Source organism: Enterobacter sp. BNK-14 (genome assembly GCF_047456095.1).
GTDB classification, from domain to species: domain Bacteria; phylum Pseudomonadota; class Gammaproteobacteria; order Enterobacterales; family Enterobacteriaceae; genus Enterobacter; species Enterobacter kobei.
Genome location: NZ_CP179897.1, coordinates 2,860,317 through 2,883,289, shown reverse-complemented (window position 1 = coordinate 2,883,289; position 22,973 = coordinate 2,860,317). Strand labels below are relative to the sequence as shown.

The window sequence follows — 22,973 nt, the reverse complement described above, 5'->3', positions numbered from 1 at the left end:
TGGAACTTTCACGCTAGCTATGCAGACGAAACGTCTTTCGCCACTCCGCAGGACTTACCCCAAAACGCGCCTTAAACTGCTGTCGCCAGGTGACGGCAGAATTAAATCCCACCAGCTCGGCCACGCGTTCAATCGGCATATTTCCGGCTTCAAGCAGGATCTGGCTACGCCGCAGGCGTTCGGCGGTAAGCCAGTCGGCGACGCTCATTCCCGTGGCTTTAATAAAGTGACGGGTCAGCGTGCGGCGGCTCATCGAAACCACCTCCGCCAGCGAGTCCAGGCTATGCGGTTCGGTGATGTGCTGCTGTAGATAGTCGATCAGGCAATTGATACGTGCATCGCGGGTGTCATTCGGAACAGGCTGAGCAATAAACTGCGCCTGACCGCCCTCGCGGTGCGGCGGCACAATCATCCGCCGGGCAATCTGGTTGGCGACCACGCTGCCAAAGCGCTGACGAATGATATACAGGCAGCAGTCCAGCGCAGCCGCGGTTCCGGCAGAGGTGATGATATTGCCGTCATCCACGTAGAGGGCATTGATATCCAACTGGACGTGCGGAAAGAGCGACTGGAACTGATTTTCGAACTCCCAGTGGGTGGCAGCGCGCTTGCCGTCGAGAATGCCCGCATAGCCCAGCACAAACGACCCCAGACACAGCCCGACGATTTCCGCGCCGTTGTCTCTCGCCTGCACCAGGCTGTCGAGTAGCGTCTGAGGCGGGCGTTCGAGGACGTGCTGCCAGTAGGGAACAACGACTATATCGGCCAGACCAATGGCGGTGTAGTCCTGCGTGGCGTTGAGGGCGAACCCGTCTTTTGAGGTGAGGAACCCCGGCGTTTCGGCGCAGATCGTCACGTTAAAGCGCTTTTCGCCGGAGACGGAATCGCCAAACAGAATGCAGGGAACGGAGTAGTGGAACGGGCTGAACCCGTCTACCGCGACAATCGCGACGTTGATTAGCGACATCTGTCTCTCCTTTCCCTTTAACGCACTCAGAATATAACGGTTTCGCCATCCTGGGGAATGGTCACTGCGTCACCCACCTGATTGGCTTCAACGTACTCACGCAGCGCGCTGCGGGTCAGCAGGCAGTGGTTAATCGCCTCCATATGGCTCGCCACTATTTTGGCCTGTGGGAGCAGGAAATGAACGTTGAGCACATCCTCCTGGCCCATAATGATGGGGCCAAAACCAATGACGTGTGCATAGCCTGCGTTCAGTACCACCACGTCCGGCTGGTGCTTTTGCAGATCGGCCGCCACCGCGTCACGCCAGACGGTATCCCCGGCAAGATAGAGCGTCTTCTCATCGGGATGACGCAGCACCACGCCACAGGCCTCGCCCAGCCGCTCCGCCAGCTCCGGCACGGCGTAGGCCCGGTCGGTACCGTGCTGCCCGCCGTGGGTTTTCGTAATCTGAATATCGCCGAAGAAGGTCGCGTCGGTCATGACCGTCAGGTTGCTAAACCCCTGGCTGCGCAGCAGCGCGGCGTCACGGTCGTTTTGCACGTAGATCGGCTTGTCTTTGGCGATCAGCTCCGCCGCGGTGCGATCCCAGTGATCGTCATGGGTATGGGTGACGATCACCGCGTCGGCGTTCAGCAGCGTGTTGACGTCAACAGGGAGTTCGACCGTCGGGTTACGGCGTTCGGCATGCGCCGTGCCGGGAAAGCCCGGATAAGCATCTTTCGGGGCCAGCATCGGGTCGATTAAAAGACGTTTCCCAGCGTAGGTAATCAGCAGGGTGGCGTTGCGAATTTGGGTAATGTTCATGGGCTATCCTCCGATTGGTGTGATAAGGAGGATAGCCCGACGTCGCAGGTCACGCTGTGGGTTAAAGGGCGATTACCGATGGAATCGGGCCAATTTAAACTCCGCGTTTTCAGGCAGAATTTACCAGCCCGGTACCGCTCCGCCGTTAAAGATCGTCTCAGCCGCTTTCGCCACTTCCGGTGACTGATACGACTGGATAAATTGCTTCACGTTCTCCGCGTCTTTGTTGTCTTCGCGCGCCACCACGATGTTCACGTACGGCGAATTTTTATCTTCTATAAAGACGCTGTCATGCACTGGCGACAGCCCGGTTTGCTGAAGATAGGTGGTGCTGATGATGGCGACATCCACTTTGGGATCGTCCAGCACGCGCGGCAGCTGCGCCCCTTCCAGCTCCATGATGTTCAGATGTTTAGGGTTAGCGGTAATATCCAGCGCCGTCGGCAGCAGGCCGGTGTCTGGCTTCAGGGTAATGAGCTTCTCTTTTTGCAGCAGCAACAGCGCACGGCCAAGGTTGGTTGGGTCGTTTGGAATGGCAATGGTCGCACCGTTCTTCAGGTCCGAAACGGATTTGATTTTGCGTGAATAACCGGCCATCGGGAACACGAAGGTATTCGCCACGGCAACCAGCTTGTAGCCATGCGCCTTGTTATCTTCTGCAAGGAACGGACGGTGCTGAAAGACATTGGCATCCAGCTCCCCCTGGTTGGTAGCATCGTTAGGCAATAGCGAGCCGCTGAAGCCGACCAGCTCCACGTCCAGACCATATTTCTCTTTCGCCACCTTTTTGGCGACTTCCGCCACGTCCTGCTCGGCGCCGTTGATGACGCCTACTTTAATGTGTCTGGCATCGCTGCCATTTTGATCGCACCCTGCCAGCAGCAGGCCAGCGAGGACCAGCGCACCCAATCGACGTTTCACGAGACAGTTCCTTTTGCTGAATGTTTCAATGACTATATCGACAACGAGGCGGGGAAATAAAAAACGAAAAAGAATCAATAAGAAGGATAAGTTATATGCGGGTATCGCCGGGTGGCTCTGCGCTTCCCCGGCCCGCAGAATCAGAATTTAAAGCGCTTTCGTCAGGTAATGACGCTGCATACCCGGGTATGGGTAATCCTGCAAAGACATCTGCAGCTGGTAGCCCTGTTTTTCATAGAACGGGCGCGCCTGGAAGCTAACGGTATCCACCAGCGCGTGCTTGCAGCCTTTACGCCTGGCTTCATTTTCCGCCGTGTTGATAAGCTGGCTGCCCACACCGCTGCCCCGTACGGTATCGCTCACCCAGAGATAGTCGATATTCAGCCAGTCGCCTTTACGTACGCCAATTAAGCCGCCCAGCATGACGCCCTTTTCGTCTCGAACGTAAACGCCTATGTCACCGCTAAAGTTCGTCAAATCGAGGAACCGTCCGTTATAGGCTCTCAGACCCACAAGTAGCTCTTCTTTTTCCTGCGGCGTGACGGCGTCAGTAATGCTCAAGTGCATATTTTCTCTCCTTGTTTTCTGTGCCGTCTCACTATCGCACACCGGTGGCGTGGAGAAAATTCATACTTTCGACTGGCGTCGCTACACTGAATGTAACGATATATTTCATGGGAAGCATGTGACTTCTAAAGGGGGTTTTGATGAAAGCTGCGCACCTGGTCTGCCTGCTGGTTTGTCTGCTCTTCGCCGCGTTTGTCCATGCTCAGGAAAAGGATGACCCCGCGAAAGAGGCGCAAATAAAGCAGCAGGTCCTTAAAGATATCAAGAAAACCTGTACGCCACAGAGAAAGCAGAGCGATAAAGCCTGGCAGGAGATGATTTTGTCGTCAGAGGCCAATCAGTTGCTGATCAAAAATGCCGTTACCGCCGTCAAGCGCGACAATCTGGATGCTTACTGGGCGGCGATTGGTCAGGTGGATTGTATGGAAGATTATTGAGGGCTGGAAACGTGCTTCTCGCCGGGTGGCGGCTGCGCCTTACCCGGCCTACACAACATTTTTAACGCTTACGCACATCCGGAATAATTAAATCCCCGCGCAGCACATACGAACCCAGCATCTGCGTTTTCTCCGTCAGCCAGCTCACGATACGCGCCGCCATGGCATCCATGGAATATTCAATGGCCGGGATCACCGGAATACCCGGCAGGTGCAGGGATCCAGCAAGGCTGAAGACCATAATGTCTTCCGGCACGGATTTATTAAACGCCTGCAGCTGTGGGATCACTCGCTGGGCTTCTTGCTCGTCCGCCACCAGTAATGCGTTGAAATTCAGCGTGCTGGCGTTGTTAAGCAGCTCCTGTAGCGCAACGGACGAGGAGGTCGCGTCCATAAAGACGAGGTTGCGATTAAAGGGCAGGAAATTTTTCTCCAGCGCATGTTTGTAGCCGAGCAGCACCTGATCGGCAAAACCGCTGCCGTGCGGGTGGATCAGGGCAATCTGGCGACGACCCTGGCTGGTCAGGTAGTTACAGGCGGTTTCAGCGGCAAAGGCGTGATCGAACTGGATGCTGTTGGAATTATCGGACTCCATACAGTCCACGAGGATGACGTTGTCCATATCCACGTCCAGCGGGAAACGCGCGCCGATGACGAGGATGTCATCACACAAACCGCAGGAGAGCTCTTCGAGCGCATTCATTACTTCGGCTTTGCTATGCGCGAAGCGCAGCAGCAGGTGTTTTTGATGCTGGCTGAGATGTTTTTCCAGCGCGTACAAATAACCGGTGGTCTGGTTAATATTTTCCTGTGCGCAAATGACGCCGATACATCCCGTCGACTGGCTCAGCAGCGACTGGGCAATCACATTAGGCCGGTAGTTAAGCTCATCCACTGCCTTCAGAACGGCCTGACGGCTGGCTTCCTTTACGCCACGCGACCCACTCAACACTCGCGATACCGTGGCTTTAGATACCCCGGCAAGACGTGATACATCATTGATTGTCGACATCTCTTTCCCCTGACAGGCTTACCTCGCGCCTGCAAATTCCATGACCGCTTCGGCTCATATTATAGCCAGAACGGAGTATATCCGTTTCCGTTTTCCATGGAAACCGATTTTCCGTTTCCACTCAAAATGATGTCAAAACAGCCAAATTATGTGACTTACATCCGGTTAATTAGCCTCATAAGTAAGGGATCTTGATGGTTGTCACACTTCTGTCTTTTATGGATGGAAACCGGTTTCCGTATAATGTCCAATCATTCCCGCAATAACTTTTTACATTTAGAGGATGGTTGTCGATGTTCAAGATTATGCTGTGCTGCTCTGCCGGGATGTCCACCAGCCTGTTGGTCAGCAAAATGGTCGATGTCGCGAAAGAACGTGGTTTGCCGGTGAAAATAGATGCGTACGGTGTTTCCGAATTTGATACGCAGTTTCCGCAATACCAGGTGGTGCTTCTCGGACCACAAGTGAAATACATGTTACAGACACTCTCAGACAAGGCGGCTACGAAAGGCATTCCGGTCCAGCCCATCGACATGATGGACTACGGCATGCAGCGTGGCGATAAAGTACTGGACTATGCTCTGTCGCTCATCGAAGCGGCACACTAAAAGGTGTTCACATGAGTTCGTTATATCAATCCATGGTCGCGGTGATTGAGCAGTCAATTACCCCGCTGGCCGCCAAACTTGGTCAGCAAAAGTATGTGATTGCTATCCGCGACGGCTTTACCGCCGCGCTGCCGTTCATGATCATCGGCTCGTTTATGCTGGTGTTCATCTTCCCGCCGTTTTCGGCGGATACCACCAATAGCTTTGCGCGCGGCTGGCTGGATTTCTCCCAGACTTACCGCGAACAGCTGATGCTGCCGTTTAACCTCAGCATGGGCGTGATGACCTTCTTCATCTCGGTGGGGATTGGGGCGAGCCTGGGGCGCCAGTTTAACCTCGACCCGGTGATGTCTGGCCTGCTGGCTTTTATGGCCTTCCTGCTGGTCGCCGCGCCGTATGCCGACGGTAAAATCTCGACCCAGTATCTCTCCGGCCAGGGCATTTTTACCGCGCTGATCACCGCCATCTACGCCACCCGCGTTTATGCGTGGCTGAAGCAGAACAACGTCACCATCCGCCTGCCGAAAGAAGTACCGACCGGCGTGGCGCGTTCGTTTGAGATCCTGATCCCGGTGATGGTGGTGATCGGTACCCTGCACCCGTTGAACCTGTTCATCGAAGCGCAAACCGGCATGATTATCCCGCAGGCGATCATGCACCTGCTGGAGCCGCTGGTCTCTGCCTCCGACTCCCTGCCCGCTATTCTGCTCTCCGTGCTGCTGTGCCAGATCTTCTGGTTCGCCGGTATCCACGGCTCGCTGATTGTCACCGGCATCATGAACCCGTTCTGGATGGCGAACCTCTCGGCAAACCAGGCGGCACTGGCGGCCGGCGCGGCGCTGCCGCACGTATACCTGCAGGGCTTCTGGGATCACTACCTGCTGATTGGCGGCGTAGGCTCCACGTTACCCCTGGCGTTCCTGCTGCTGCGCAGCCGCGTTACCCATCTGCGTACCATCGGCAAAATGGGCGTGGTGCCCAGCTTCTTTAACATCAACGAACCGATTCTGTTCGGCGCGCCGATCATCATGAACCCGATGCTGTTCATTCCGTTCGTGTGCGTTCCGCTGATCAACGCCTGTCTGGCGTATGCGGCAACCAAACTCGGCTGGCTGGCGCAGGTCGTCTCGTTAACCCCGTGGACCACCCCGGCACCGATTGGCGCCTCGTGGGCGGCGAACTGGGCGCTGAGCCCGGTGGTGATGTGCCTTGTGTGTATGGTGATGTCCGCGCTGATGTATCTGCCTTTCCTGCGTGCCTATGAGCGTACGCTGATGAAAAACGAAGAGCAGAAAGCGCAGGCGACCGTCGGTGCTGCCGAAACCGCAAGCAATTAAGTCAAAGAGGAAAGGTCATGAAATACGCATTTCCCGATAACTTCTGGTGGGGCAGCGCAAGCTCCGCTCTCCAGACGGAAGGGGCAAGAGAGGGCGAAACCACGTGGGATTACTGGTTTGCCCGCGAGCCAAACCGTTTTCACAACGGCGTGGGGCCGCAGCAGACCTCCACGTTTTATCAGCACTGGAAAACGGATATTCAGCTGTTAAAGCAGCTGAACCACAACAGCTTTCGTACCTCGATTAGCTGGGCGCGCCTGATCCCTGACGGTATCGGAGAAGTGAACCCGGAAGCGGTCGATTTTTATCATCAGGTCATTGATGAGTTGAATGAACAGGGCATCACGCCGTTTATTACCCTGTTCCATTTCGACATGCCGATGGCGATGCAGGCGATCGGTGGCTGGGAAAACCGAGAAGTCGTGGACGCATACGCCCGCTATGCGCAGATTTGCTTCGAGCTGTTTGGCGATCGCGTGCTGCACTGGTTTACCTTCAACGAGCCGATCGTCCCGGTGGAAGGCGGCTATCTGTACGACTTCCACTACCCGAACGTGGTGGATTTTCGTCGGGCAGCCACCGTGGCGTATCACACCGTGCTGGCCCACGCAAAGGCGGTTCAGGCCTACCGCGCCGGTCACTACGCGGGGGAAATCGGCATCGTATTAAACCTGACGCCGTCCTATCCGCGCTCGCAAAACCCGGCGGACGTGAAGGCGGCACACATTGCGGATCTGATGTTTAACCGCAGCTTCCTCGACCCGGTCCTGCGCGGCGAATACCCGGCGGACCTGGTTGCGCTGCTGAAGGCATACGATCAGCTGCCTGCCTGTAAGCCGGAAGATAGCGCCCTGATCGCGGAAGGGAAAATCGACCTGCTCGGCGTGAACTACTATCAGCCGCGCCGCGTTAAGTGTCGTGACAGCGCGGTGAACCCGCAGGCGCCGTTTATGCCGGAGTGGTTCTTTGATAACTACGAAATGCCGGGCCGCAAGATGAACCCGTACCGCGGCTGGGAAATCTACGCGCCGGGTATTTACGATATTCTGGTTAACCTGCGTGATAATTACGGCAACCCGCGCTGCTTTATTTCGGAAAACGGCATGGGTGTCGAAAATGAACAGCGCTTTATTGAAAATGGCCAGATTAACGATAAATACCGTATCGAGTTTATTTCTGAGCATTTAACGTGGCTGCATAAAGGGATTAGCGAGGGCTGCAATTGTCTTGGCTACCATATGTGGACGTTTATTGATAACTGGTCATGGTGTAATGCGTATAAAAATCGCTACGGGTTTATTCAGCTCGATGTAGAGACGCAGCAGCGCACCATTAAGAAAAGTGGAGAGTGGTTTGCCGCCACCGCCTTAAATAATAGTTTTGAACAAGAGTAATGATGATGATCGCACTAGAAGAAGCCGTAATGGAAATTATCGTCAATGCCGGACAGTCCCGCAGCCTGTGCTTTGAAGCCCTGCACGCGGCGCGTCAGGGCAACATTGACGAGGCCAAAAGTCTGCTGCGCGAAGCCGATGGCTACGCGCGCCAGGCGCACAAGATGCAAACCAAACTGATTGAGCAGGATGCTGGCGAAGGCCGCCAGCCGATGACCTTAATTATGGTTCATGCCCAGGATCATTTAATGAACTCCTTATTAGCGCGTGAATTATCCGAAGAAATTATTCATTTATATCAGAGATAGTCTATGGCGAAATAATTAATGTAATACCTCTGTACCCTAAATAGAGATCCACTTGTTCTGATGATAGCGACATACTCTGTCAGATCGGAGCGGGATGGTTATTGTCTGAATAAAATTAAACTATATTGAGATAACCATGAATACGATTAAAAAACTTCCATTAACCATGGCGGTTATCGCCGCGCTTTGCCCAATTTCTGTACTCGCACAAGAATTTACGCAGGAGCAAATCGACGCCATTGTGGCTAAAGCGGTGGACAAAGCGCTGGCCGAGCGGCAGGCCAAAATGGATGCGGCGGTCGCGAAAAAGGCAGACGTGGTGACCGAGCCGCAAAGCGCGGCGCAATCCCCGGATATGGCGATCCCATTCGGGGTGAAATTTACCGGTTACGCCCGCTACGGCGCGCACTTCCAGGCCGCCGATCAGAAATACGTGGCGGTGGACGGTTCCTACAACGGCGCCTCCGCGATTGGTCGTCTGGGTAACGAGGGCAACGGTGGGGAATTCCAGCTCTCTAAAGCCTTCAAGGGTGATAACGGCGCCATCTGGGACATCAACGTGATGATCGACCACTGGGGCGACGAAGTTAACCTTAAAAAAGCCTACGCGGGCGTGACCAACATTATGGCCTCCAACCCGAACGCCTATTTCTGGGCGGGTCGTGACTTCCATCAGCGTCCACAGCAGGGCATTAACGATTACTTCTGGATGAACCACGACGGCCAGGGTGCCGGTGTGAAAAACTTCGACATCGGCGGCGTGCAGTTTGACGTCGCTGCCGTGGCGGCGGTGGAATCCTGTAGCCCGGAAGTGATGGAGGATGAAGCCAACCCATCGCGCATCACCTGTACCGGCGGTTCCGGCACGGGCGACAAAGGCAACTACGCCGCGACGTCAAAAATTCACGGCATGAAGCTCGGCCCGATCGACATGGAGCTGTACGCTAACTACGGCTTTGACTCCAAAGCGGTTGAAAGCGACGAGCGCCTGAACGCCTGGCAGGGCGGCGTGGTGCTGAGCCACACCAACGACAGCGGCGTGAACAAGGTGATCGCGCGTTACTCCGATAATGCGGACAACAGCGTGTTCAACAAAACCGAGGATCTGACCACGGTTTACGCCAGCTTCGAAGGATTATACAAATTCACCCAGGCCACGCAGGTAGAGTACATCCTCGCCTTCCACGACTACGACAACAGTCGTGATAAGACCGACAACCGTAAGAACTACAACGCCATCGTGCGCCCAATGCACTGGTGGAACGACGTTCACTCCACCTGGCTCGAAGCGGGCTGGCAGCACGTTGATTATGACAACGGCGGCGATAACAAGGGCTGGAAGCTGACCCTGTCGCAGAACATGTCTATCGCCATGGGGCCGGAGTTCCGTCCAATGCTGCGCTTCTACGTGACCGGCGGCAAAGTGGATAACGAACGCACCGCCCGCGTGAATAATACCAAAGACGAAACGCTGGACGACTTCAACGTCGGCGCGATGTGGGAGGCGTGGTTCTAGCAAGGTAAACGCAAAACGGCAACGCAACGTTGCCGTTTTTAGTGTTTTCTCCCTCTCCCTGTGGGAGAGGGCTGGGGTGAGGGCATCAGGCCGCACACAACCCGGCTATATCCCATGTTATGCTACAAAAAAATCAACATAGCAGGGGAGAACATGGGTTCCACACGCAAAGGGATGTTAAACGTCCTGATCGCCGCCGTTTTATGGGGAAGTTCAGGGGTTTGCGCGCAGTACATCATGGAGAAAAGCCACATTTCTTCGCCTTATCTGACCATGGTTCGCCTGCTGTTTACCGGCGTGATCCTGCTGACGCTTTCTTTCGTTCACGGCGACAAGATTTTCTCGGTCATCAAGCATCGCAAAGATGCCCTCAGCCTGCTGTTCTTCTCTCTGGTTGGCGCGCTTACCGTGCAGCTCACCTTCCTGCTGACGATTGAAAAATCCAACGCGGCTACCGCCACCGTGCTGCAGTTTCTGTCACCGACCATTATCGTGGCCTGGTTTGCGCTGGCGCGAAAAAAGCGTCCCGGCGTGTTTGTCCTGTCAGCGATTTTTACGTCGTTGATAGGTACTTTCCTGCTGGTGACTCACGGCGACCCGACCTCGCTCTCCATCTCTCCTGCCGCGCTGTTCTTCGGTATCGCCTCGGCCTTTGCCGCCGCGTTTTACACCACGTATCCCTCAACACTTATTGCCCGCTACGGCACGCTGCCGATTGTCGGCTGGAGTATGTTGATTGCCGGGCTCATGCTGACGCCGTTCTACGCCGGACGCGGGACCACCTTTGTGATTGACGGCGGCCTGCTGCTGGCCTTCTTCTACCTGGTGGTAATCGGTACGGCGCTAACATTTAGCCTGTATCTGAAAGGCGCACAGATGATTGGCGGGCCGAAGGCAAGCATTCTGAGCTGCGCTGAGCCGCTGAGCAGCGCATTACTGTCGGTGGTTTTGCTGGGTGTGGCGTTCACCCTGCCGGACTGGCTGGGGACGCTGTTGATTGTGTCGTCGGTGGTGCTGATTTCGATGGATTCGCGTAGAAGGGTTAAGGCATCGGCGTAGCCTGATGTCCCCTCTCCCCATAGGGGAGAGGGGACATTTGGTTTACTTCGCCTTAACCTTCCCGGCCACCAGCAGCGCTGTCAGCAACATCAGCGTACCGGAAATCACCAGCGGCGACGTCAGTCCCAGATGGTCCAGTGCAACGCCGCCCACCGCCGCGCCGCAGGTGTTTGCCAGTTGGATCACGGCCACCTGAATCGACCCGGCTTTCTCCGCCTGATCGGCCAACGAGCGAGTAATCCACGTCGACCAGCCAACCGGCACCAGCGCAAAAGCAAAGCCCCAGATAACCGCAATCGCCGAGGCGACCCACTTATCGCTACCCCACAGCACCAGCACCGTGGCACTCACTGCCAGTACCAGCGGCGCGCCAGCCAGCGCCACTTTCAGGGAACGTTTCAGGAACTGGGACGACAGCGACGTACCGACAAAGCTGGCGATACCAAAGCTCAGCAACACCAGCGTCAGACCATCCACGTCAAAGCCCGCCATGGTCATATACACCGGACGGATGTAGGTGAAGAAGGCAAACTGCCCGGCAAAGGCCATAAAGATGGCGGTCATCCCCGCCAGCACACCCGGACGCTTGAGGAGGCTGAACATATTCTGTTTGTGATGCGCCGCTTCGCCCGGCAGGGACGGCAATGCCTTCCATACCCAGAGAATACAGAGCACGCCCATCACCGCCGCCGCGTTGAAGACGTTACGCCAGCCGATGATCCCGCCGAGGAAGCTGCCCAACGGTGCGGCAATCACCAGCGCGATGGAGACCGCACCGAAGATGACGGACAGCGCTTTCGGCACCGTACGCGCGGGTACCAGGCGCATAGTGAGCGAGGCGGACATCGCCCAGAAACCGCCAAGACCCAGTCCCAGACAGGCGCGCCCCAGCAGCAACAGGGTGAAGTTTTCCGCGAAGGAGACCAGCAGGCAGGAGAGCGTCAGAAGGACGCTGAAAAGAATAACCACTTTGCGGCGGTCAATGGCGCCAATCACCTGCGTGATAAACAGGCTGGCGAACATCGCCACAAAGGCGGTCACGGTAACGGACTGCCCCGCCACGCCCTCGGAAATGCCGAGATCCTGCGCCATCGGCGTCAACAGGCTGACCGGCAGAAACTCGACGGTGATCAGGCAGGCAACGCAGAACGCCACGGAGAAAACCGCCGACCAGTTGGGGCGAGAAACCTCTTTGGTCTGCGGTCTGGTCGAGGGCTGGATATGTTCTGTCATGGCGTCACCTGAAGATAAAAACGTGCGGAAAAGTCGCGCAGTTTATCATCAAAAGTGTGACGAATTTAACGTTTAGACAACTTTTGTGGTTTTTAATGATTCGGAAGGCAGATCGGCGGTGACTGATACCTTTTCAGCATAACGAAAATGAAAATTCAGTAACCACAATTGAGGTGAAACAATCATAGCGTCTGAAAAGGAGAAACTATGAAAACACGTACTTTATCTCAAAATCTTACCGTCAGTGCCGTCGGCTACGGTGCCATGGGTCTGAGTGAATTTTATGGCCAGACTGATGACAAAGGCTCACTGCAGGTATTGCATAACCTCATCGATCTGAACGTGACGTTTATTGATACCGCAAATTTATATGGCCGTGGCCATAATGAAAGGCTAATCGGTCACTTTCTTGCCGGGCTGGATAAAAGCACTCGCGAGCAGTTTAAAATTGCCACGAAATGCGGTATCGATCGCTCTCCTGACGAGTCCTATGCCCGCACTATCAATAACACACCCGACTATATTATCCGCTGCTGTAACGAATCCCTTAAGCGGCTTGGCGTTGAACGGATTGATCTCTTTTATCTTCACAGGGTCAGCAACGAAACGCCGGTCGAAGAAAGCATGGAGTGCCTGAGCACACTCGTTAAGGAAGGTAAAATTAATCACATTGGTCTTTGTGAAGTGTCGGCTTCAACGTTACAGCGAGCCCATACGGTACATCCGGTCACCGCGCTGCAAACCGAATATTCGCTGTGGACGCGTGATATTGAGGATACCGTTCTACCGGTTGTGAAAGCGTTGGGTATCGGCCTGGTCCCTTACTCTCCTCTTGGCAGAGGCTTCCTGACAGGCAAATACCTCAGCAACGACGATTTTGCAGACGGTGATTTCCGCAAGAATAATGCGCGTTTTATTCAGTCCAGTCTGGATCATAATCGCCAGTTGCTCGATGCAATTACCCCGCTTGCACAGAAATACGATTGCACTACAGGGCAAATTGCTCTGGCCTGGCTGCTGGCACAATACGATAAGCTGGTTCCAATTCCTGGCACTAAGCATACCCGTTATCTGGCTGAAAACGCTCATGCGGCGGAAGTTATTCTGGAAAAAAGCGATGTTGAATCGCTGAACAACATTCATCGGAAGATAGAAATTAAAGGGGAACGATATTCGGAAGAAGGCATGAAAGGTGTGAACGCCTGATATATTCCGCTCAACAACGTAAAAAAACCGGGGAGACCCGGTTTTTTATGGCTAACAAAGTCACGTTTTTTTATTTCTCAGCAGTGCCTTGCACAGTCGTTAATTTGACTCGTACGATTTCTCCACGCGAGAATGTTTTGTCGTAAGGCTCGCAGGAATAACCGCGACAAGCAGGATGGAAAGGCCAATGGCTGTGCCCGCTACGATATACAGGAGGGGGACCGGGAACGATGACACCATCCAGGCCCCCACTGAAGCACCGATACCAATGGCGATATTGAAAAACGAAACATAGAGTGCTGAGGCTGGAAACGTTTTATCTTCCGCCATACGTAACACCCATGTCTGAAATCCGACAAATACTCCTGATACCGCAACGCCCCAGATAACCATGGCAGTGAAAATGAGCGCGACAGAGAGTGAGGAACCTGACCGTCCGAGGAAGATCAGCACCGCACAGATAAGCAGCACGGATAAAGCTACCGTCATCTTTAGATATTTATCAATCAACACGCCGGTCAGGAAATTACCGGCCAGACCCGCGATGCCGTAAACTAAAAGCACAGCCGGAACAAAAGCAGCGGAGAGTAAACTCTGCATGTGTAACCAAGGCTCAATGTAGGTAAATGCGGCAAAGTGGGCGGTAACGGCAAGCAGCGTGGCAAAGTAAATTTTCCACAGCGTGGACGATTTCAGCACTCTTTTGAGAGCATCAATACCCATCGCGCTTTTATTGTTTATTTGCGGGACAAGAACAGTAATGCCCACAAAGGCCACGACGCTGAGTGCTGCCATCAGCCAGAATGCCTGTCTCCAGCCCAAATGAATGCCAATATAATTTGAAACCGGTACACCAAACACGCTTGCCGCAGAAACACCGCCAAATACGATTGATGTTGCCGTACCGATATAACGGGCAGGAACAATGGCTACTGCAGTCGCTCCAATCATTGCCCAGAATGCACCATGAGCAAGTGCACCCAATACGCGCGCACTCAGTAGAGCACCGTAAGTGCTTACCGTGGCGGCCAAAATATTGGATATCATAAGAACGACGGTGAGTACCAACAAAAGACGCTTTTTCGCCACATTTCCCAGGAACACGGAGGCAAACAATGCGCTTAATGCCCCTACCCACGCATAAAGAGACACGGTCATGCCAACCGCGGATTCCGAAGAATGGAGCCCCTCTGCAATAGGAGTTAATAACCCTACAGGCGCAAGTTCAGTGGTAACGATGGTGAATGTTGAAATTGCCAGAATAACTAAAGCGAGCCATGACTTTAGCGTCATATTTTGTGGTAATTTCTCTGAAATCATATTACTTACCTCAATAATCGTTTATATAATTAGCCATTTTTTCTGCTGTGCATCTCGTAAGCAAGATATAATCATCTACACAGAACCCTCTTGCCAAACACGCTAGTTCTGATAATTACGTGGGCGACCTTTAACAGAATTTAAATGCCATATTTCGCGTTAGAGAAAATGAGTCAAAATTGCATGAGAAATTTATCAATCCAGTACTCAAATGGAATTATTAAATTTGTAATATAGTTTTTGTATTACTATTTTTTTAGGTTTTTATTTTAAACGTTCCCGTGTAAGATCTGAGAAGATAAAATAAAACGAAAATACCTTTTCGCTTTTCAGGATCATCGTTATGGCTACAGCAGAACATTTAATCAGCAATAACCTTCCCAGTATCAAACAATTGCAATGCTTTCTCGCTGTCGCGCATGAGTTGAACTTCCGCAAGGCAGCTGAACGTCTGAGGATGACGCAGCCCCCTCTGACCCGGCAGATTAAATGTCTTGAGGCCGTTTTGAAGCGTCAGCTCTTCAGTCGAAATACGCACGACGTAAGCCTCACTGAAGCAGGGCGCGCACTGGTGGTAAAAGCTGAGAAAATTCTTCGCGAAATCAGTGAACTGAAAACGGATTCCCTCTCCTCTGAAACCACCTTACGGATCGGACTCACCCGGACGCTTAATTTTGAATATATTGAACCGGTGAATAGGCAGCTTCAAAAACTGAACGCCGGGGATGATGTTGAAACACCGGACCTGACATCAGCGCAGCTGCTGCAAAGCTTGTCCAAAAATATGCTGGATCTGGTGCTAACAGGGGAAAAAGGGACAGGTCATGAAGATATTGTCCAGTACCGTTGGGTTTGCCAGGAGCCGCTCCTTATCGCAATGCCTTCTTTACACCCTGCAAGCCTGAAAGAAAAAGTCGCTCTCGACGATATCAGTGATTTACCGATTTTCTGGTTTTCCAGAAGTGCTAATCCGTCGTTTTACGACAAATGTGACAGCTACTTTGACACGCTGAAAACGCCGCTGAAGCGCATAAAAGAACCAGACGATTCACTGGTGATGCTGAGTCGTATCGCAAGAGGGAAAGGGTTTGCGCTGCTACCTCAGTCAAAATGCACCTTCAATCAGGAGGGGCTCTGTTACCGCGAGCTAACGGATGATGAGGCAAAGCGACTCAATATTGATATCTATGCGGCAACCCGCCTCAATGAAAACCGGGAGGAGATCCTGAACGCTCAGAATATCTTGTGCGGGAAGGAGAACTAATGCAGGTAAAACACGCCCTCTTCCGGCAGGAAAAGATGGTTATAGCGCAGCTGAAAGGCATTAAGCTCCTGCGGGTCGGGCTCCATCTCGCGCATAAAGCCGAGCGCCAGACGAATTTGCGCATCGGTGATCGGCGCACCCAGGCGGGCTTTACGCAGCAGACGGTGCCACGTATGCAGGTTCTCTTCACTGCCGTCGACAATGCAGACCTGCCAGATCAGCAATACCTGCGCCGCGTTTTGCAGATGCGCCTCGTCCGGGCGTTCAAGATAACGGATAAACTCATTCCCGGCTGTTTTACCGAACTGATCGATCATCGACTCAACCGGCATTGGGGTGATTCCCAGCCGTTCGCTTAAACGTTTGATGGCGCGGCGGGAATCTGAGGTCAGGACACGAAATCCCACCACAAACACCACGGCAAGCGTTGCCAGCATTATCCAGACCATGCGTTCTCCTCAGACTAGCCGCTTATCATAGCGGGAAACGCAAGGCCTCGACAGCGGGCAAAATGCTATTAGTGCAGTGAAAAGAGGTGGAAAATCATTCTGAAAGCGGATCGCCGCGCTGAAGCCCCTTTTGCAGTGCCTCGTGGAAGCGCGCAGGATCCTGCATCTGCGGCGCATGACCCATATCGTTAAATTCCACCAGCGTCGCGTGCGGAATGCGTTTTGCCGTCTCTTTGCCCAGCACCGCATAGTTGCCGAGCGTCTTGCGGATCTCCGGCGGGGCGAGATCTTTCCCGATGGCGGTGTTGTCCTTCGTGCCGATCATCAATAATACCGGCATCTTCAGCTCACTAAATTCGTAGATCACCGGCTGGGTGTAGATCATGTCGTAGAGCAGCGCCGAGTTCCAGGCCACGCGCGCTTTGCCAGGTCCGTTGTTCAGCCCGGCGAGCATGGTCACCCAACGCTCGTATTCCGGCTTCCACTCCCCGGCGTAGTAGGTGTTTTTCTCGTACTGACGAATACCGTCGGCACTGACTTTCAGTTCGCGCTGGTACCACTGGTCGACGGTAATATGCGGAACACCGCGCGCTTTCCAGTCTTCCAGCCCAATCGGATTGACCATCACCAACTGTTCCACCTGCTGCGGCCACATTAGCGCGTAGCGCGTCGCCAGCATGCCGCCGGTCGAATGCCCGATAACCGTCACGCGATCGACACCCAGGGATGCGAGCAGCGCATGGGTATTGTCCGCCAGCTGCTGGAAGGTGTACTGATACCGCTCCGGCTTGGTGGATTTACAGAAACCGATCTGGTCGGGTGCCACCACGCGATAACCCCTGGCCGAGAGCGCGCGGATCGTGCCGTCCCAGGTTCCAGCGCAGAAGTTTTTGCCGTGCATCAATACCACGGTGCGACCGTTGGGTTTTTCCGGCTTAACGTCCAGATAAGCCATATCCAGAGACTGGTTTTGCGAGGTAAAGGTAAAGTGTTTTACCGGCCAGCCATAATCGAAACCTTCCAGCTTCTCGCCGTAGGAAGGGGTATCCGCGGCCATTGCGGGTGACGCCAGCGCCATCAGCAGCGCAAGGCAGGATAATCGTCGGGTTAACATCCAGGCTCTCCGTTCTAAGGCTGCACAAAAGGCGGCAGCAAAAATACTGTAGAGCATACAGGGGAGAGAGAGTGTAAAGCGGAGTAAAGGCAGGACGTACAAAACAAAAAAGCCCGGCAAAACGCACCGGGCAAAGAAGTCACCTGCACACTCAGGCTGTTTTCAATTTCTGCACTCGCCTTTCGCGACGAATTTTACGTTCTTCCAGCACCGCAACCATCGCCATCAGGACGATACAGCCAATGGCTGCCGCATCCAGCGCCGCAAAGGTGCCTGCCCAGCCGGTGAGGCCGAAAATTGGCGTACCGTCGGCAATCATCCCCAGCCCCAGCTTGGCGAAGCTGTCGCCGATCAGGTAAGCGAAGGTGCCTTTAATCCCATCGGCTGCGCCGATCGCTTTTTTCGGTACAAACCCGACCGCTGCCACGCCAATCAGCAGCTGTGGACCAAATACCAGGAAGCCGAGCGCAAACAGGGAAGCCAGGTAAACATACTGGTTACTGGCGTGCTGGTAGACGCCGAGCGTGGCGATAATCAGCGCCAGCGCGACGCAGGCCACCAGCGCGCGGCGGCCATTGGCGAGATCCGAGAGCCAGCCCCACAGCAGCGTGCCGACCAGCGCGCCCACTTCAAACAGGGTGAAGCCCTGAATCGCGACTTCTTTAGAAAGCTTCAGCTCCTGGAAGGCATACACCGTCGACCACTGGTCGATGCCGATACGCACCACGTACAGGAAGATGTTTGAGAAGCACAGCAGCCAGATCACTTTGTTTTTCAGCACGTACTCAACAAAGATCTGCCATTTGGTCATCTCGTTTTCTTCGGTCTCTTTGTCCTCTTCGCTGATCTCCTCGCCGAACAGCTCTTCGGCTTTGCCGAGGCCGTAAGATTCCGGGGAATCGCTGCCGAAGCGCAGGCCGATAAAGCCGACAATCAGGGCGATAATCGACGGGAAGATAAACATGCCGATCACGTGGCCATCGAACAGATAGTTCGCGCCGAACAGCGCCACGCCTGCCGCGCCCGCACCGCCGAGGTTATGCGAGATGTTCCACATGCCGAGGTACGAACCACGCTTGCGGCGCGGGGTCCATTTGGTGATGGTGGAGTAGCTGCACGATCCGCCGGTACTCTGGAAGAAACCACTCAGGGCATAGAAAGCGATCATCAGGAACAGGCTCACGGAGCCTGCGCCCATGCTGGCGCTGAAGCCGAGCATACAGATGGCGGAGAGAATCAGCATAAACGGCAGGAACTGCTTGGTATTTTTACCGTCCGCATAGTAGGAAACCACCGTTTTTCCCACCCCGTAGGTGATGGAGAATCCCAGGCCAATCATCCCCAGCTGCGTCATGCTCAGCCCGTAGGTCGAGATCATGTCGTTCTGCGCGATGTTAAAGTTTTTGCGGATCAGGTACATGGTCAGGTAGCCGATGAAGACCACCAGATACGACTGCATGAACGGTTTGAACCACATTTTGCGCCGCACGTCGAGCGGCAGATCCAGGGTCGGCTTGCGCACCTGATTGAGGAAGGCCAGCATGGTTTGCTCCTGAGCTGATTTTTACCTGCGAATGGCAGGAATTGTAAAAATCAGCCGGGAGAGATGCCTGAGACAGCGTCCAGGTAAAACCGGGAAAATTTCTTAGTTTTGTGCCACTCGGCAGTAAAAGGTGAAGTGTGTCACGCTTCGCGCGGGGCCTGCGCGTGCAGGAAGGGCAGCAGCAGCAGGGCAGAGATCCCCGCCGCGATGGCGATGACCGCGAAGAAACCGCTCCAGTGCCAGGTGTCGATCACCCGCGCCAGGGGCCAGCCGGAAAGCGATGCGCCAAGATAGGCAAACAGCCCGACAAACCCCGTCGCCGCACCCGCCGCCTCTTTGTGCGAGCACTCCGCCGCGGCCATGCCGATCAGCATCTGCGGGCCAAACACGAAGAAGCCGATGGTGAAGAAGCATGCCGCCTGCATCACGTAACTGGCGAACGGCATCAGCCACAGCGAGCCGACGGAGAGCAATATCCCGGCGGCGAAGATCAGGTTCATCGGGCCTCGGTTGCCGTTAAACAGCTTGTCCGAGCCCCAGCCTGCCACCAGCGCGCCGATAAATCCGCCCAGCTCGAACATCGTGACCGCCGAGTTGGCGGTGACCAGATCCACCCCGAGCGTCTCCGACATGTACAGATTGCCCCAGTCGTTGATCGCCGCACGTACCACGTAAACCAGCACGTAACAGAGCGAGAGTAGCCAGATGTAGGGATTTTTCAGCACGTATTTAGTCAGGATCTCTTTGCGGGTCAGCCCCGCCCCTTCCTGCTGTTGGGCAATCTCCATCTCGTCGTGCCGCCAGTCGCCCACCGCAGGCAGTCCAACGGTTTGCGGCCTGTCGCGCAGGCGCCAGCAGAGGAACAGCCCGGCAACAATCGCCAGGCCCCCGGCAATCATCATCCCTGCGCGCCAGCCGTAGTGCAGCGCCGCCGCACCGACCACCATCGGGATCAGCGCCCCGCCGACGTTATGCGCGGTGTTCCAGATTGCCCACCAGCCGCCGCGCTCGTTGCGCGAGTACCAGGCGGTGAGCAGGCGGGCACAAACCGGCGCTCCCCAGCCCTGGAAAAAAGCGTTCAGTGCCCACAGCAGGGCAAAGGCCCACAGCGAGGTGGAGAAGCCGAACAGGATATTTACCACGCCGGTGGCAATCAGCCCGACGCCCATAAAGTAGCGCGCGTTGGAGCGGTCGCTGACGATGCCGGAGAAGAACTTCGACAGGCCGTAGGTGATGTAAAACAGCGTCGCCAGCAGGCCGATATCGGTACGCGTCATCACGCCGCTGGCGAGGATTTCCGGCGCGGCGGCGTTAAAGCTTTTGCGGGTAAAGTAAAACAGCGCATAGCCAAGCCAGATGGTCATCAGGATATGGCGACGCCAGTAGCGGTAGCGCGCGTCAATTTCCGCTTTGTCGCCTAGCGGTGAGGCGTTGGCAGGCATTTTAAACATGGTGGTTCCTTAGCGGCAGGCTGACGCTAACGCGCGTCCCGTGGGTACAGGAGATAGCCAGCGTGCCACCCAGCGCCTTCACGCGCTCGCGCATGCCCGCCAGGCCAAAACCCTGCTGGCCGGAGCCCGGCGGCAGGCCGCAGCCGTCGTCTTCAATCACCAGCGTCAGGCGATCGTTCTGCTGGCCGCCCTGAATGGTGACCGCGCTGGCATTGGCGTGTTTGACGATATTATTCAGCCCTTCCTGACAGACGCGGAACAGCGTCACGCGCTGGCCTTCACTCAGCGCAGATTCATTAATTCGCCAGTCGAGATGGCTGACAATGCCGCGGCTTTCCAGCTCCATCTCGCGCATCAGGGAGCGTATCGCCTGCTCAAGTGACAGGTCGTCAAGCTGGCGAGGACGCAGCCGTCCCAGCAAGCGGCGAACGGCGTCATAAACCCCCAGCGAAAGCTGTTCGATATGCGCCCCGCCCTGCTTCACACCGGCATTTTCCGCCGCCAGACGCTGGACAATGCCCGCCTGGGTGCGGATGGCGGTGATGGTCTGGCCGATGTCATCATGCAGCTCACGGGCGACCTCCTGCCGCACGCTCTCTTCCGTCTCCAGCAGACGCTCCGCCAGACGGCGATTACGCGCCAGCTCGTTTTGCAGAGACTGGTTCAGCTCGCGCAGACGCTGGATCCCCGCCCCCAGCAGCAGCCCGGTCAGGCTTTGAGCCAGCAGGGAAAGCAGCAGGTCCACCGGATGGTCGTGCCAGGTCTGGCTGGCAATGAGCGCGATGGCGTTCATCAGCGTGGCAATTAAGGCGCCCTGCCAGCCGTAGTGCCAGGCGAGGGCGATGATCGGCAGCGCCAGACAAAACGGTGTGAAGCGTGAAAGCTCTGCGGGCAGGCCGAGCTGTAGCCACAGGCTCACCACAAACAGCAGCAGATACCAGATGAGATGCCGGGCGCGCCAGTTGACGGGCTGGGAGACCAGCGCAGGCCCCAGCGGCTGCCAGACGGTGCTGGTGAGGTAGTGCCAGAAAACCAGACAGGTCGGCGCAAGGGTCAGCCCGCCGGTGAGGGTCAGCAGCAGGGCGTTGAGCATCTCCTTGTCGCCAGCCCACGGCAGCGATTGCAGCAGCGCGGCGGCAATCAGCGCCGCCCCCTGACGCAGCAGCGTGCGCCAGTCACGCTGGTGACGATAACGGGAAATGAGCGCAACCGGGATAAGCGTGAGCAGGCTTCCGGTCATCAATAATGGCAGCTGCGTGAGCGCAACTTCCTGCGCCAGCCAGACCAGCATCAGCCACTCTGCGCCCAGCAAAACGGGCCAGTAGCCGCGCGGACATTGCAGCATCAACCCCAGACGCAGGCCGAAGGGGAACAGCAATACCGCCAGCTCGGGTCGCTCCACCAGATGCAGGCTGATGCTCCACAGGCAGAACCATGCGGCAGAAAAGATAAAAAAGCTGGCGACGACGGCGATCAGCCGCGAAAACAGCGGGTTCATTGCCAGCTATCAAACATGCGGCGCGCCAGCTCGACATCGTTGCTGACGTTGAGTTTTTCCATCAGATTGGCGCGGTGAACGTGGACGGTTTTTGGCGACAGGTCCAGCTCGGCCGCAATCTCTTTCACCGACATCCCCTGTGCGAGTTTCTCTGCAACCTGACGTTCGCGTTTAGTGAGCGGATCCTGACGTCCGGCCGCCAGCTTAATGGCGATATCCGGTGTTAAATAGCAGCCGCCGGTGGAGACGGTACGCACGGCGGCGATCAGCTCGTCCGGGCTACAGCGTTTTGAGAGGAACCCGCGTGCGCCCGCGTTGAGCGCCTGCTCGACCAGCGCCGGGCTGTCGTGGACCGAGAGCATGATCGTCGCCATCCCTTTCGGCAGCTGGCTTAACAGCTCCAGACCGGAGAGATCCGGCATTGAGATATCGCAGATACAGACCTGCACTCCGCGCCCCGGCAGGCCCGCCAGCGCCTCACGACCGGAGCCAAACTCGGCCACGACCTGAAAATCGGGTTCGAGGTTGAGAAGCTGGGCAAAGCCGGAGCGGACGATAAGGTGGTCGTCGATAAGCGCGATGGTGGTCATGTTTGATCCTGCGGTCTGAAAACGCCGGATGGCGCTGCGCTTATCCGGCCTACAAGAGCGAAAGACGCTTACCTTAAGCGATCTACTCGAAAAACACCGCAATTTTGTTAAACATGGTGGGATCGGACTGGTTGCGCGCCACTTTGGTGACATCTTCCAGCTTGTCGATCTGCGCCATCATCTGCTCCAGACGCTGGTCATCGTTGACCAGTAGCCAGATGCGGCTGTGCTCGCTGCCCTGAATCGGCAGACAGAGAATGCCTTCCACGTTAAACGCCCGGCGGGCAAACAGCCCGCAGACGTGGGTCATGACGCCAGGATGGTTGCGGACGGTGAGTTCCAGAATGACGTTATCATGTTGTTTCTGCATGGC

General features: G+C 55.5%; 23 protein-coding genes. 9 read left to right on the top strand and 14 right to left on the bottom strand.

Annotated features, from left to right (window positions below):
* Positions 1-13 precede the first annotated feature (13 nt).
* The 4 genes from ACMGGM_RS13750 to ACMGGM_RS13735 all read right to left on the bottom strand — a co-directional run bounded on the left by ACMGGM_RS13750 (position 14) and on the right by ACMGGM_RS13735 (position 3,261).
* Positions 14-967, bottom strand: a complete 954-nt coding sequence (locus ACMGGM_RS13750) for a GlxA family transcriptional regulator (RefSeq protein WP_048996455.1) — start codon at positions 965-967, stop codon at positions 14-16.
* A gap of 26 nt (positions 968-993) precedes the next feature.
* Entirely contained in the window at positions 994-1,773 is a 780-nt protein-coding gene (locus ACMGGM_RS13745; RefSeq protein WP_047028129.1) for an MBL fold metallo-hydrolase, read from the bottom strand.
* 120 nt (positions 1,774-1,893) lie between these two features.
* Entirely contained in the window at positions 1,894-2,694 is an 801-nt protein-coding gene (gene nlpA / locus ACMGGM_RS13740) for a lipoprotein NlpA (protein ID WP_045134481.1), read from the bottom strand.
* 147 nt (positions 2,695-2,841) lie between these two features.
* Entirely contained in the window at positions 2,842-3,261 is a 420-nt protein-coding gene (locus tag ACMGGM_RS13735; protein ID WP_014881948.1) for a GNAT family N-acetyltransferase, read from the bottom strand.
* Between the two features lie 140 nt (positions 3,262-3,401).
* Here ACMGGM_RS13735 and ACMGGM_RS13730 point away from each other — a divergent pair, with 140 nt between their 5' ends.
* Complete coding sequence (locus tag ACMGGM_RS13730; protein WP_014881947.1) at positions 3,402-3,698, top strand: YicS family protein; 297 nt, start codon at positions 3,402-3,404, stop codon at positions 3,696-3,698.
* A 61-nt stretch (positions 3,699-3,759) separates the two neighbouring features.
* Here the strand turns inward: ACMGGM_RS13730 and ACMGGM_RS13725 are convergent, their stop codons facing one another.
* Positions 3,760-4,710 carry a LacI family DNA-binding transcriptional regulator gene (locus ACMGGM_RS13725; RefSeq protein ID WP_014881946.1) on the bottom strand — a complete coding sequence of 317 codons (951 nt, stop codon included), beginning with the start codon at positions 4,708-4,710 and terminating at the stop codon, positions 3,760-3,762.
* Positions 4,711-5,003: 293 nt separating this feature from the next.
* Here ACMGGM_RS13725 and ACMGGM_RS13720 point away from each other — a divergent pair, with 293 nt between their 5' ends.
* From ACMGGM_RS13720 to ACMGGM_RS13695, 6 genes are all read left to right on the top strand, one after another.
* A complete protein-coding gene (locus tag ACMGGM_RS13720) occupies positions 5,004-5,318 on the top strand; it encodes a PTS sugar transporter subunit IIB (protein ID WP_014830072.1) in 315 nt (104 codons plus the stop codon).
* Positions 5,319-5,329: 11 nt separating this feature from the next.
* A complete protein-coding gene (locus tag ACMGGM_RS13715; RefSeq protein WP_023331699.1) occupies positions 5,330-6,655 on the top strand; it encodes a PTS sugar transporter subunit IIC in 1,326 nt (441 codons plus the stop codon).
* A gap of 17 nt (positions 6,656-6,672) precedes the next feature.
* Positions 6,673-8,049 (top strand): glycoside hydrolase family 1 protein, encoded by a 1,377-nt coding sequence (locus tag ACMGGM_RS13710; protein ID WP_023336505.1) that lies wholly within the window; start codon positions 6,673-6,675, stop codon positions 8,047-8,049.
* Positions 8,050-8,054: 5 nt separating this feature from the next.
* Complete coding sequence (locus ACMGGM_RS13705; protein ID WP_029741865.1) at positions 8,055-8,357, top strand: PTS lactose/cellobiose transporter subunit IIA; 303 nt, start codon at positions 8,055-8,057, stop codon at positions 8,355-8,357.
* Positions 8,358-8,493: 136 nt separating this feature from the next.
* The gene (locus ACMGGM_RS13700) at positions 8,494-9,873 is read left to right on the top strand and encodes a carbohydrate porin (protein WP_014881942.1); all 1,380 of its coding nucleotides are present in this window, start codon (positions 8,494-8,496) and stop codon (positions 9,871-9,873) included.
* A gap of 153 nt (positions 9,874-10,026) precedes the next feature.
* The gene (locus tag ACMGGM_RS13695; RefSeq protein WP_014881941.1) at positions 10,027-10,932 is read left to right on the top strand and encodes an EamA family transporter; all 906 of its coding nucleotides are present in this window, start codon (positions 10,027-10,029) and stop codon (positions 10,930-10,932) included.
* A gap of 42 nt (positions 10,933-10,974) precedes the next feature.
* Here the strand turns inward: ACMGGM_RS13695 and nepI are convergent, their stop codons facing one another.
* Complete coding sequence (gene nepI, locus ACMGGM_RS13690; protein ID WP_047625371.1) at positions 10,975-12,165, bottom strand: purine ribonucleoside efflux pump NepI; 1,191 nt, start codon at positions 12,163-12,165, stop codon at positions 10,975-10,977.
* A 207-nt stretch (positions 12,166-12,372) separates the two neighbouring features.
* Between nepI and ACMGGM_RS13685 the strand changes: the two genes are divergently transcribed.
* On the top strand, positions 12,373-13,371 hold the full coding sequence (locus ACMGGM_RS13685) for an aldo/keto reductase (RefSeq protein WP_045281342.1): 999 nt from the start codon (positions 12,373-12,375) through the stop codon (positions 13,369-13,371).
* A 99-nt stretch (positions 13,372-13,470) separates the two neighbouring features.
* On the opposite strand, the gene ACMGGM_RS13680 is transcribed toward ACMGGM_RS13685, so the two are convergent.
* Positions 13,471-14,691, bottom strand: coding sequence for an MFS transporter (locus ACMGGM_RS13680; RefSeq protein WP_023331695.1), 1,221 nt, complete (start codon positions 14,689-14,691; stop codon positions 13,471-13,473).
* Positions 14,692-15,034: 343 nt separating this feature from the next.
* Here ACMGGM_RS13680 and ACMGGM_RS13675 point away from each other — a divergent pair, with 343 nt between their 5' ends.
* Complete coding sequence (locus tag ACMGGM_RS13675) at positions 15,035-15,955, top strand: LysR family transcriptional regulator (RefSeq protein WP_063944008.1); 921 nt, start codon at positions 15,035-15,037, stop codon at positions 15,953-15,955.
* Here ACMGGM_RS13675 and ACMGGM_RS13670 read toward each other — a convergent pair.
* The 7 genes from ACMGGM_RS13670 to ilvN form a co-directional block, all read right to left on the bottom strand.
* Positions 15,952-16,404, bottom strand: a complete 453-nt coding sequence (locus ACMGGM_RS13670) for a DUF1198 domain-containing protein (RefSeq protein WP_045281345.1) — start codon at positions 16,402-16,404, stop codon at positions 15,952-15,954. The two genes, ACMGGM_RS13675 and ACMGGM_RS13670, sit on opposite strands and share 4 nt — an antisense overlap.
* A gap of 94 nt (positions 16,405-16,498) precedes the next feature.
* A complete protein-coding gene (locus ACMGGM_RS13665) occupies positions 16,499-17,518 on the bottom strand; it encodes an alpha/beta fold hydrolase (RefSeq protein WP_063667062.1) in 1,020 nt (339 codons plus the stop codon).
* 151 nt (positions 17,519-17,669) lie between these two features.
* A complete protein-coding gene (uhpT, locus tag ACMGGM_RS13660) occupies positions 17,670-19,061 on the bottom strand; it encodes a hexose-6-phosphate:phosphate antiporter (RefSeq protein ID WP_045269323.1) in 1,392 nt (463 codons plus the stop codon).
* Positions 19,062-19,201: 140 nt separating this feature from the next.
* Positions 19,202-20,512, bottom strand: a complete 1,311-nt coding sequence (locus tag ACMGGM_RS13655; protein WP_032635256.1) for an MFS transporter — start codon at positions 20,510-20,512, stop codon at positions 19,202-19,204.
* Positions 20,505-22,010: a signal transduction histidine-protein kinase/phosphatase UhpB gene (uhpB, locus tag ACMGGM_RS13650; protein WP_045134486.1), complete on the bottom strand. Its 1,506-nt coding sequence runs from the start codon at positions 22,008-22,010 to the stop codon at positions 20,505-20,507. Before uhpB ends, ACMGGM_RS13655 begins: the two co-directional genes overlap by 8 nt.
* Positions 22,007-22,600: a transcriptional regulator UhpA gene (gene uhpA / locus ACMGGM_RS13645; protein WP_014881931.1), complete on the bottom strand. Its 594-nt coding sequence runs from the start codon at positions 22,598-22,600 to the stop codon at positions 22,007-22,009. Before uhpA ends, uhpB begins: the two co-directional genes overlap by 4 nt.
* 82 nt (positions 22,601-22,682) lie before the next feature.
* Complete coding sequence (gene ilvN / locus ACMGGM_RS13640) at positions 22,683-22,970, bottom strand: acetolactate synthase small subunit (RefSeq protein ID WP_010426528.1); 288 nt, start codon at positions 22,968-22,970, stop codon at positions 22,683-22,685.
* Positions 22,971-22,973 lie beyond the last annotated feature (3 nt).